The sequence below is a fragment of the Agrococcus sp. KRD186 genome, from assembly GCF_017168255.1.
Taxonomy (GTDB): Bacteria; Actinomycetota; Actinomycetes; order Actinomycetales; family Microbacteriaceae; genus Agrococcus.
Genome location: NZ_JABFAP010000001.1, coordinates 369,800 through 380,069, shown reverse-complemented (window position 1 = coordinate 380,069; position 10,270 = coordinate 369,800). Strand labels below are relative to the sequence as shown.

Sequence of the window (10,270 nt, the reverse complement as noted above, 5' to 3'; positions counted from 1 at the left end):
CTGCGCGACATCGTGATCAGCGTCGACGGACACCGGATCACCGCCCAGACCCCTGCCACCGGCGAAGCCGCCGAGATCCTCACCAAACTCAGGTCGGCCATGGGGCACTAACTTGGCACGATCCAGGCCCGGCGCGCGGTATGCCGCTGCTTGCGAGGGCGCCGCGCGTCGTCGGCAAGCCACTCCTGGATCACCGACTCCAGCCCGGCCAACACGACCGAGCCCGGCCGGGCCGCCGCCACCGGCACGACCGGGGAGAAGTCCACCGTCTGCGTGTACTTGGCCACCGAGTCCCGGCTCACCCCGAGGCGCCGCGCGATCTCTCGCCCCGGCACGCCCTCGGCATCAAGCCGCCTGATATTTTCTACAACGGTCATGGGTACCGTCATCTCCTCTACCGGTTCCTTCCCGGCGCCCCGCTTTGCCAAATTCTGGAAGCGCCGACCGGAACCTATCGACGGTGACGGGCCCGTGACCCCAGCCGAACCGGGGAAGCACGGACACCGTCGCCGATGTGAATGATGAACACGTCACGCACGCTCAGCCGACACCCATCGGGACACCGCCTCACAACGTGACGCCGTCGTGGCCGGATTCTCGCGCTCAAACGGCAGGAAACCGGCCACTACCTCGGCCGGAAAACCCTGCTCAACCGGCCTGTAAACAGTCGATCACACACAGACCGCTGCCGACGCCGGATCCAGCAGACCATCCACGGCCGCAAGGGCAACCCGCTCTACGCCGCCCGCCACACCCTGCCCACCGGCGCCGGCCTACTCACCGAACGGCAGCAACGATGACTCGAGACGCTGTTCGACGCCGACGAGGACGTCGGGGTCGAGGTGACCTGGGACATCTATCGACGCATGATCACGGCCTCCCGAGATCCTGACCGGGCGCACGGCCGAGCGCTCCTGCGGGCGCTGATCGACTCGGTCAGCAGCGGCGTCCCCGACGCGCTCGAGGAGGTCATCACGCTCGGGCGGACACTGAAGCAGCGCGCCGCCGACGTGCTCGCCTACTTCGACCGACCAGGCACCAGCAACGGACCGACGGAGGCGATCAACGGCCGCCTCGAGCACCTCCGCGGCTCCGCGCTCGGCTTCCGCAACCTCGCCAACTACGTCGCCCGATCCCTGCTCGAAGCCGGCGGCTTCAGACCGCTACTACACCCTCAAATGCGATGAGCCGTCAATGCCGTGGCCGAGTCGTGGTTCTCGATGCTGAAGAACGAGATGTACTACCGGCAGCGGTTCGCCACGAGGCGCCGCGCACGCTTCCACGTGATGCAGTACATCGAGGTGTTCTACAACCGGCAGCGGCTCCACTCGAGCCTCGGCTACCGCACCCCCGCCGAGGCGCGCGCCGACTACGACATTCAGGCCGCGACCGCGGCCTGATCCGCATAGAGATCGTCTACGAAACTTGACACAGCCCAAGCTGACCGTGCTGCACGGGCACGGGCCGAGCCTCGAGAGCCCCTCGATCGGCGCGGGGTGGGACGACATCACTGCGGCGATCGCGCGACTGCGCCCCGACGTGCTGACCGTGCCCTACGTCATGCTCGGCTGCACCGACGGCCGGCACGCGCACCGCATCACCGACCGCGTCTACCGCTTCGCGCCGTTCGAGATGAGCGCTGCGGAGCGGCTCACGCTGCACGCACGAGACGAGCGCATCCGCATCGACACCTGGCTCGCCGGCTGCCACTGGTACGCGCAGCTGCTGACGACCGCCTGCTGAGCCCCTACTTCGTCTGCGACAGGGCGTGCGAGTGCGGGCTTCTCCCTAGCGCCCGACTTGCGGAAACTCAGATCAACACCATGCCAAACGCCGGCGCGAGCCTCAAGCATGCACGTGCGGCTCGTGCTCGACGTTCGCGGCTGCCAACCTTGCACGATCGTTCTTCGTCGGTATGGGCAACGCAGCCAGAACCAGACCGAGGAGGCCCCCAATCGTTGCCGCAACGCCGACCCACACGATGACGAAAGCCGGAAGCTCCGCAGCACTCGTTATCCCCCGAGTATCAGCGATTGCGCTGCTCATCGTGCCCGAAGCGAACAGCGAACCAGTAAAGATGACCCCGACAAGCAACATTGCGCCAGCAACCAGCACAACACGTCGACGAATCTTGCCCCATGGGGCCTTGAAATGATCCAGCATCCAGGCCATACCGACCGTAAGCGCGATGCTCGTGAGGGACCAGCAGATACCCAACACGATCGCTGGAACCAAGTTGGGACCCGCCGCTAACTCCACATACGCGACACTCAGTTCGCGGTCAACAGCCATGGGCGCGGCCACAAACGCACCCAGCGTGCCGACCACGATCGACGTAGATCCTGTGACGAGAATCGATTTGCGCATGATCTCGCTACCAATTGCAAACCGCTGATACGGGCCAAACGGTACCTATTCGGGACATCCAGTTGGGGTTGCTGGGCCTAGCAGTCTCGAGATCCCAAGTCCCATACTCCAGGTGACCGCCTAGGACGTGGCATTTCCATTGCTGCTTCATACTGTCCCGCACTGCTCCAGCGGGCATATAAGCACCGAAGCTGCCGACCAGAAGACTCCAGCCCTCATTGCTGAACTGAGTGATGTCGCCGCCCGAATACATCGCCCGGCCGTAGGCAGACAGCCATGCCGACAACTTTCTTCCTGGATTGCTAGCGAGATAGTCCGAGATGAACGCCTTTAGCAAGACCTTTCCAGACCAGGTCGGATCTGCGATGAGCGGATACGTAAAGTCGCCGGAGGCATGGTCCACCACCTGAACGAGGCTTAAGCCATCGACGACATACCGGGTCGGCACGGTTCGGCCAGTTGCATCGAACGCCCACGGTGCTTCAACGGCGCCGATCGTCCTACCTTCCGAATTGAGAGTCAAGACCTCGCCTAGGTCGTTCAGTTCGAGAGCCGCGATGTCGCCGCTGAACTCGTACAGGTACTCGGTGGGGGAATCCTCGGAAGCGATGACCGTCGTGACCTGCACAGCGGTGTCCTGAATCGCAAGAACCGACGCGTAGTTCGCGTCTTCTGAAGTAAAGACCAGGGTTCGGTCCGCACTTTCGAATGGCGTTTGGTCCGACAAAGGGAAACCAAACGCCACGGACACCCCGTCGAGGTCGACTGTGACTTCATCAGCATCAGAGTTCGCCAGCGACCCAGCCGCATCGAGCTCGCTGGACAGCCGCATTCCTGGGCTCGCCGCTACTGCATCAGCGACCTGGTCGGGGCTGCTCAGATCTATAACCTGCTCGTCGGAAGATGGTAGTGCCATACCGCAAACTGCGAGCGCTCCGACCGCCGCGCCTGCGATGATGGATTTGCGCCGAGGTTGCACGACATCTCCTTTGGTGACGTTCTGCAGAGACTATGTTACTTTGACGCGCCGTGGCAACGGATCGAGCACACCCGACACCGCGATCGGTCAGGCGTGCAGGTGGGGCTCGTGGGCGGCGTGGCCAGGGGGCTCGAGCTGGAAGGTGGCGTGCTCGAGCTTGAGCGGGAAGTGCTCGGCCGCGCATTCCTGCAGCGCGTCGAGGATGCGCGGCGTGTGGCCGTCGCCGAAGCAGCCCTCCGCCACCACGACGTGCGCGGTCAGCTGGTGCATGCCGGTGCCGAGCGTCGAGACGTGCAGGTCGTGCACCGAGACGACATGCTCGATCTCCATCAAGTGGGCGCGCACGTCGTCGAGGTCGAGCTGCTCGGGCGCCGACTCCAGCAGGATGCGGCCGGTGTCGCGCAGCAGCACGATCGAGCGCGGCACGATCAGCGCCGCCACCAGCGCGCTCGCGATCAGGTCGGCCTGCTGGAAGCCCCATACCCAGATCGCCACCGCCGCCGCGATCACCGCGACCGATCCGATGGCGTCGTTCAGCACCTCGAGGAACGCCGCGCGCAGGTTCAGGCTCGATCCCCGGCCGCCGGCGAGCACCGCGAGCGAGACCAGGTTGCCGGCGAGGCCGACGACGCCGAAGACCAGCAGCAGCGGCCCGGGCACGTCGGTCGGCTCCCCGAGCCGGCGCACGCCCTCGATCACCACCACGAGCGCGACGATCAGCAGGGCCGCGGCCTGCGCGGCCGCCGCGAGCACCTCGACCCGCACGAGGCCCCAGGTGCGGCGGCCCTGCGGCGGCCGCCGCAGCAGCCGCTGCGCGCCGAGCGCGACGCCGAGCCCGGCGACATCCGTCAGCATGTGCACGGTGTCGACCAGCAGCGCGAGCGAGCCGGTGACGATCGAGCCGACGATCTGCGCGAGCAGCAGCACCGCGGTGATGCCGAACGCGACGGCGATGCGCGTCGTACCCGACGCATCCACCCCGCCCGAACCTGCCGCGATCCCGTGCGCGTGCGCGTGACCCCCCGACATCGCTATCGGGGCGCTACAGGCGCGACTTCGTGTGCCAGATGGTCTTCGTCTCCGTCAGGGCGAGGATGCGCTGCGGCGTCTCGGGCGCGATGCCCGGCTCCGGGCGGATGACGCGCTTCAGCGTGTCGGCGGCGGACTGCTCGAGCGAGATCCAGTCGAGCGAACCCGCCCCGGTGAGGTCGAGCGCGTTGACGTCGGCGTGGCTCGCGAGCCAGGGCGCGAGCTCTGCCGCGTCGCCCGTGAGCACGTTGACGACGCCGCCCGGCATATCGCTGGTGGCGAGCACCTCGGCGAGCGAGATCGCCGAGAGCGGCGCGGATCCGGGCACCACGACGACGCTATTGCCCATCACGAGCGCGGGCGCGACCACCGAGGTGAGGCCCAGCAGCCCCTCGCTCTGCGGCGCGATGATCGCCACGACGCCGGTGGGCTCGGGCACCGAGATGTTGAAGTACGGCCCCGCGACGGCGTTGGCGTTGCCGCCGATCGCGGCGATCTTGTCGGTCCAGCCGGCGTGCCACACCCACAGATCGATGGCGGCCTCGACCTGCTTCGCCGCGCGCGCGGCGGTGAGGCCCGAGGTCTGCACCAGCTCGTCGACGAACTGCGCCTTGCGGCCCTCGAGCACCTCGGCGACCCGGTAGAGCACCTGGCCGCGGTTGTAGGCGGTCGCTCCCGCCCAGCCGGGCTGCGCCTTGCGGGCGGCGCGCACGGCCTCGCGGGCATCCTTGCGCGACGCCTTCGCGACGTTCGCGACGAAGCGCCCACGGGCATCCGTCACCTCGGTGACACGGCCCGACTCGCTGCGCGGGAAGGCGCCGCCGATGAAGAGCTTGTAGGTCTTCGGCACATCAAGGCGAGCGGATGCGGCGCGTGCGGCCGCGCGGGAGCCGGCCGGGCGCGCCGTGGTCGCCTCGGTTGCCGCCGCCTTGGTCGCGGTGGCCGTCTTGGAGGTCTTGCTGGTGGCCATCACTTGCCGCCCTTCAGGTACGCCTGCATGCCCTGCCGGCCGCCCTCGCGGCCGTAGCCCGACTCCTTGTAGCCGCCGAAGGGGCTCGCGGGGTCGAACTTGTTGAACGTGTTCGTCCAGACGACGCCCGCGCGCAGCTTGTCGGCGACGGCCAGCACGCGGGAGCCCTTGTCGCTCCAGATGCCGGCCGAGAGGCCGTAGGGGGTGTTGTTGGCCTTCGCGATCGCCTCGTCGGGCGTGCGGAAGGTGAGCACCGACAGCACCGGACCGAAGATCTCCTCGCGCGCGATCGTCGAGGAGGCCTCGACGCCCGTGACGACCGTCGGCGCGAACCAGTAGCCCTCCTTGGGCAGCTCGCAGGGGGCGCTCCAGGCCTCGCCGCCCTCGGCGATGCCGGCGTCGACGAGCCGCGTGATGCGCTCGAGCTGCGCGGTGGAGTTGATCGCCCCCACGTCGGTGTTCTTGTCGAGCGGGTCGCCCAGCCGCAGGGTGGCCATGCGCTCCTTGAGACGATCCATCACCGCGTCATGGATGTTCTCCTGCACCAGCAGGCGACTGCCGGCGCAGCAGACCTGGCCCTGGTTGAAGAAGATGCCGTTGACGATGCCCTCGATGGCCTGGTCGAGCGGGGCGTCGTCGAAGACGATGTTGGCGCCCTTGCCGCCGAGCTCGAGGGTGAGCTTCTTGCTCGTCCCGGCGAGCGCCTTGGCGATCTCGCGGCCCACCGCGGTGGAGCCGGTGAAGGCGACCTTGTCGACATCGGGGTGGCGCACGAGCGCCGACCCGGTCTCGCCGGCGCCGGTGATGAGGTTGACGACCCCTGCGGGCAGGCCCGCCTGCTGGCAGATGTCGGCGAACAGCATCGCCGTCAGCGGCGTGGTCTCGGCGGGCTTGAGCACCACGGTGTTGCCGGCGGCCAGCGCCGGGGCGATCTTCCACGACAGCATCAGCAGCGGGAAGTTCCAGGGGATGATCTGCGCGGCGACGCCGTGCGCTTGCGGGTTGGCACCGAGCCCGACCCAGTCGAGCTTGTCGGCCCAGCCGGCGCAGTGGAAGAACCACTGGGCGACCAGCGGCACGTCGGCGTCGCGGGTCTCCTTGATGGGCTTGCCGTTGTCGAGCGACTCGGCGACCGCGAGCTCGCGCGCCCGCTCCTGCAGGATGCGAGCGATGCGGAAGAGGTACTTGCCGCGGTCGCGGCCCGACATGGGGCCCCAGACGTTGCGGTAGGCCTTGCGCGCGGCGGCGACCGCCGCATCCACGTCGCCTTCGTCGGCGGCGGCGAACATGGCGATCTGCCGCTCGGTGGAGGGCGAGACGGAGGCGAAGCTCGTGCCGCCGCCCGGGCGCCACTCGCCGCCGATGAACAGGCCGTACTCGTCGCGCAGACCCAGGATGGAGGTCGACTCGGGAGCCGGTGCGTAGTCGAGGAATGTCATCGCGTGCCTCAGTCGATCGTCACGTAGTCGGGGCCGGAGTAGCGGCCGGTGGTGAGCTTCTGGCGCTGCAGCAGCACGTCGTTGAGCAGGCTCGAGGCGCCGAAGCGGAACAGGTGCGGGTCGAGCCACGCCTCGCCGCAGGTCTCGGCGACCGCGACCAGGTACTTGATGGCGTCCTTCGAGGTGGAGATGCCGCCGGCGGGCTTCACGCCGATGCGCTCGCCCGTCAGCCGCTCCCAGTCGCGCACGACCTGCAGCATGAGCGCCGTCACCGGCAGCGTCGCCGCCGGCTGCACCTTGCCGGTGGAGGTCTTGATGAAGTCGCCGCCCGCGAGGATCGACAGCCAGGAGGCGCGGCGCACGTTGTCGTAGGTGACGAGCTCGCCGGTCTCGAGGATGACCTTCAGATGGGCGTAGGTGCCATCGTCGCGGCGGCAGGCGTCTTTCGTCTGCACGATCTCGTCGAAGACCTTGCCGTAGTTGCCCTCGAGGAAGGCGCCGCGGTCGATGACCATGTCGATCTCGTCCGCGCCGGCGGCGACCGCGTCGCGCGTGTCCTGCAGCTTCACGCCGATGCTCGCCCGGCCGGAGGGGAAGGCGGTCGCGACAGCCGCGACGTTGATGCCGTCATCCTTGCCGGCGCTCCAGGCAGAGCCGAGCGCCTCCACCGCATTGCCGACCATGTCGCCGTAGACGCAGACGGCCGCCGGGCGGGGCGTGGACGGGTCGGATGCGTCGGGCACGAGTGCCTTCGCCACCAGTGAGCGCACCTTGCCGCGGGTGTCGGAGCCCTGCAGCGTCGTCAGGTCGATCATGCGGATGACGGTGTCGAGCGCCGCCGCCTTCGAGGTGGTCTTGATGGAGCGGGTGCCGAAGGACGCGGCGCGGGCCTCGAGGCCCACGGCGTCGACGGTCGGGAGCCCCTCGAGGTGCTGCCGGAGCGCGACCTCTGAGAGGTCGCCGCCGAGCAGCTGGACGGCGCGCTCTGCCGGGGCGAGCGCTTGACTGGGTGTGGTCACGCTGTTCCTTCTGCTGAAGCTGCGGTGCGGATCTCCGCCAGGTGGTTCGCGGCTTGCGTGCAGGGAAGTCTACCCAGCGAGGAGCGGCGCCACGGCCTCGCGCGTGTGCTCGACGTCGCGGTGCATCTGCGCGATCAGCTGGTCGAGTCCCTCGAAGCGGTGCATGGGGCGCACGAAGTCGACCAGCTCGAGCGTGATCGGCCGGTGGTAGAGGTCGAGGTCGACATCGAGCAGGTAGGCCTCGACGGTCTTGGCCTGCACGCCGTCGAAGGTGGGGTTGTCGCCGATCGAGACGGCGGCGGCGAAGGTGCCGGCGTCGACGTGGGCGATCGCGGCGTAGACGCCGTCGGCGGGGATGTAGCCGTCGACGGGCGTACCCAGGTTGGCGGTCGGGAAGCCGAGGGCCTTGCCGCGCTGGAAGCCGCGCACGACGTCGCCGCGCAGCCGGTGGCGGCGGCCGAGCATCTCGTTGGCCTCGTCGATGCGGCCGAGCTCGAGCGCCTCGCGGATCCAGGTGGAGGAGACCCGGCGGCCGTCGGTGAAGCAGATGTCGTCGATCGACTCGACGCGCACGCCGCGCGGCTCGCCGAGCTCGCGCAGCAGCGCGGGCGTGCCCGCACCCTTGAAGCCGAACCGGAAGTCGTCGCCGACCAGCAGCATCCGCGCCCCGAGTCCGTCGAAGAGCACGCGCTCGGCGAACTCCTGCGGGGGCTGCGCTGCGGTGGCCCTCGTGAACGGGATGACGATCACGCGGTCGGCACCGGCGGCGCGCAGCAGCGCGATCTTGTCGTCGAGCGAGGTGAGCGGCAGGGGTGCGATGTCGGGGCGCACCACCTCGAGCGGGTTGCGGTCGAAGGTGACGACCGTGGTCGCGAGGCCCTCGGGCTCGGCCAAGGCGCGGAGCTGCTCGAGGATGCGCCGGTGGCCGATGTGGACGCCGTCGAACTTGCCGATCGTGACGGCGCTGGGCACGGCCTCGAGCTCGTCGATCCAGGCCATCGGGTCGGGCTCGGATGCGGCCTGGGCGGCGGCGCTCATGCGGCCACCCGCTCCCGGCTGACGCGCAGCCACCACAGGCCCAGGAACGGCAGCACCGCAGGGATGAACAGGTAGCCGATGCCGAAGTAGCTCCACACCGAGGGGTGGCCGAACAGCTCGGGGGCGACGAGCGAGAGCGTGCCGACCACGAGCACGCCGGCGAGCTCGAAGCAGACGGCGGCGAGCGCGACCTTCCTGGCGGTCTCGCTGCGCTGCATCGCGAGCGCGACGGTGGCGACGATGTAGACGACCGCGGCGACCGCGCTCAGCGTGTACGCGAGCGGCGCCTCGTCGAAGCGCTGCACGATCTGCACGAAGGAGCGACCGGTCGCGCCGATCGCCAGCACCGCGTAGACCGCGATGAGGACCCGGCCGATGCCTGCATGCCTGCGCTCGCTCACTCGATCGATTCTATGGGGCCCTCAGAGAGCCAGCGCGACCCGGAGCGCATCCCCGACTTGGCGCATCGCGAACGGGCTCAATGCACCACGGAGTCGGCCGAGCTCTGCCGGAAGGAGTTCGACGATGATGTCTCCGAGGACGGAACCCACAACAGGCTCGCCGTGGCTGAGCACGACGATCGACGGCATCGTCGGTTTCGGCGTCGTGGTGATGCGGGCAGCGAGGCAGGAGCCCAGGCGGGCGTTGCGGTCATTGCTGGAGACGATGACGAAGGGCTTCGCGCCGTAGCCCAGATCAGCCATGTACACCTGCCCGCGCAGCGGCGTGCTCAATCCGAGCCTCCGCGTCGGCGCCCCCGGATCGCTGCGAAGTGCTCCTGCAACTCTGCGTCCTGCGCGAGCTGCTCGTACCCGATGCTGAGCACGTGCTCCGTCACGAAGTCGAGGCGCTGGCGCAGCAGTGCATGCACGAGGCTCGCATCGGAGACGCTCACATCATCGATGCCCGCATGCTTCGCGGCATCCGGGGACGTCCTCAGCAGTTCGAGGTCCGCCTGGTCCTGAGGCGTCAAGGGGACACTCAACCGCTTGTGCGTCGTCGTCATGCATCAGATTCTTGCATCACCGGGCAAGGAGTACAAGCGTCAGCCGCCCTGCACGAACCAGATCTGGTGCATCCGGTAGGCCATCACCGCGACCGCCAGGATGGCGATGCCGACGATGAGGGTCTGCCACTCGCTCTTCTTGTCGATCAGCGCCCACATGACGGCCGCCGGCGGGATGAGCAGCGCCGAGATCAGGTAGACCCAGTACTCGAACAGGTCGCCCGTGGGCCCCGCGCCCATGAAGGGCGCGATGATCGAGGCGACGACCTGCACGATCAGCGTCAGCAGGGTGAGCGCCGCCGCGCCCAGGATCCAGTCGTTGAAGGGCTTGCGCAGCAGCCCGACGATCACCACGGCGAAGCCGATCACGGCCAAGCCGATCGCCTGCGCGAGCATGAGCCAGTCGATCACGCGTCCTCCAGT

Annotated in this window: 13 protein-coding genes and 2 pseudogenes; 3 read left to right on the top strand and 12 right to left on the bottom strand. The window is 68.4% G+C overall.

Annotation, left to right across the window (positions count from 1 at the left end):
- Positions 1–107: 107 nt before the first annotated feature.
- Positions 108–377, bottom strand: a complete 270-nt coding sequence (locus J1M46_RS01925; RefSeq protein WP_206446292.1) for a hypothetical protein — start codon at positions 375–377, stop codon at positions 108–110.
- Between the two features lie 303 nt (positions 378–680).
- Between J1M46_RS01925 and J1M46_RS01920 the strand changes: the two are divergent.
- The 3 genes and pseudogenes from J1M46_RS01920 to J1M46_RS01910 all read left to right on the top strand — a co-directional run.
- Positions 681–1,187 (top strand): annotated as a pseudogene (locus tag J1M46_RS01920) (transposase); the annotation flags it as partial.
- Positions 1,188–1,193: 6 nt separating this feature from the next.
- Positions 1,194–1,400: pseudogene (locus J1M46_RS01915) on the top strand (IS3 family transposase); the annotation flags it as partial.
- Positions 1,401–1,425: 25 nt separating this feature from the next.
- On the top strand, positions 1,426–1,743 hold the full coding sequence (locus J1M46_RS01910; protein WP_206446291.1) for a hypothetical protein: 318 nt from the start codon (positions 1,426–1,428) through the stop codon (positions 1,741–1,743).
- Positions 1,744–1,845: 102 nt separating this feature from the next.
- On the opposite strand, the gene J1M46_RS01905 is transcribed toward J1M46_RS01910, so the two are convergent.
- The 11 genes from J1M46_RS01905 to J1M46_RS01855 form a co-directional block, all read right to left on the bottom strand.
- A complete protein-coding gene (locus tag J1M46_RS01905; protein ID WP_206446290.1) occupies positions 1,846–2,328 on the bottom strand; it encodes a hypothetical protein in 483 nt (160 codons plus the stop codon).
- 46 nt (positions 2,329–2,374) lie between these two features.
- Entirely contained in the window at positions 2,375–3,346 is a 972-nt protein-coding gene (locus J1M46_RS01900) for a hypothetical protein (protein ID WP_206446289.1), read from the bottom strand.
- Positions 3,347–3,433: 87 nt separating this feature from the next.
- On the bottom strand, positions 3,434–4,375 hold the full coding sequence (locus J1M46_RS01895; protein WP_206446288.1) for a cation diffusion facilitator family transporter: 942 nt from the start codon (positions 4,373–4,375) through the stop codon (positions 3,434–3,436).
- 13 nt (positions 4,376–4,388) lie between these two features.
- The gene (locus tag J1M46_RS01890; RefSeq protein WP_206446287.1) at positions 4,389–5,345 is read right to left on the bottom strand and encodes an aldehyde dehydrogenase family protein; all 957 of its coding nucleotides are present in this window, start codon (positions 5,343–5,345) and stop codon (positions 4,389–4,391) included.
- Positions 5,345–6,784: an aldehyde dehydrogenase family protein gene (locus J1M46_RS01885; RefSeq protein WP_206446286.1), complete on the bottom strand. Its 1,440-nt coding sequence runs from the start codon at positions 6,782–6,784 to the stop codon at positions 5,345–5,347. Before J1M46_RS01885 ends, J1M46_RS01890 begins: the two co-directional genes overlap by 1 nt.
- Before the next feature lie 8 nt (positions 6,785–6,792).
- Positions 6,793–7,803 carry a deoxyribose-phosphate aldolase gene (deoC, locus tag J1M46_RS01880; RefSeq protein ID WP_206446285.1) on the bottom strand — a complete coding sequence of 337 codons (1,011 nt, stop codon included), beginning with the start codon at positions 7,801–7,803 and terminating at the stop codon, positions 6,793–6,795.
- A gap of 69 nt (positions 7,804–7,872) precedes the next feature.
- On the bottom strand, positions 7,873–8,841 hold the full coding sequence (locus J1M46_RS01875) for a bifunctional riboflavin kinase/FAD synthetase (protein WP_241248979.1): 969 nt from the start codon (positions 8,839–8,841) through the stop codon (positions 7,873–7,875).
- Complete coding sequence (locus J1M46_RS01870; protein ID WP_446698586.1) at positions 8,838–9,251, bottom strand: hypothetical protein; 414 nt, start codon at positions 9,249–9,251, stop codon at positions 8,838–8,840. The genes J1M46_RS01875 and J1M46_RS01870 overlap by 4 nt, the downstream gene beginning before the upstream one ends.
- Positions 9,252–9,263: 12 nt before the next feature.
- On the bottom strand, positions 9,264–9,575 hold the full coding sequence (locus tag J1M46_RS01865; RefSeq protein ID WP_206446283.1) for a type II toxin-antitoxin system PemK/MazF family toxin: 312 nt from the start codon (positions 9,573–9,575) through the stop codon (positions 9,264–9,266).
- Positions 9,572–9,847: a hypothetical protein gene (locus J1M46_RS01860; protein WP_206446282.1), complete on the bottom strand. Its 276-nt coding sequence runs from the start codon at positions 9,845–9,847 to the stop codon at positions 9,572–9,574. Before J1M46_RS01860 ends, J1M46_RS01865 begins: the two co-directional genes overlap by 4 nt.
- Before the next feature lie 39 nt (positions 9,848–9,886).
- The gene (locus J1M46_RS01855; RefSeq protein ID WP_342384223.1) at positions 9,887–10,258 is read right to left on the bottom strand and encodes a hypothetical protein; all 372 of its coding nucleotides are present in this window, start codon (positions 10,256–10,258) and stop codon (positions 9,887–9,889) included.
- Positions 10,259–10,270: the final 12 nt, after the last annotated feature.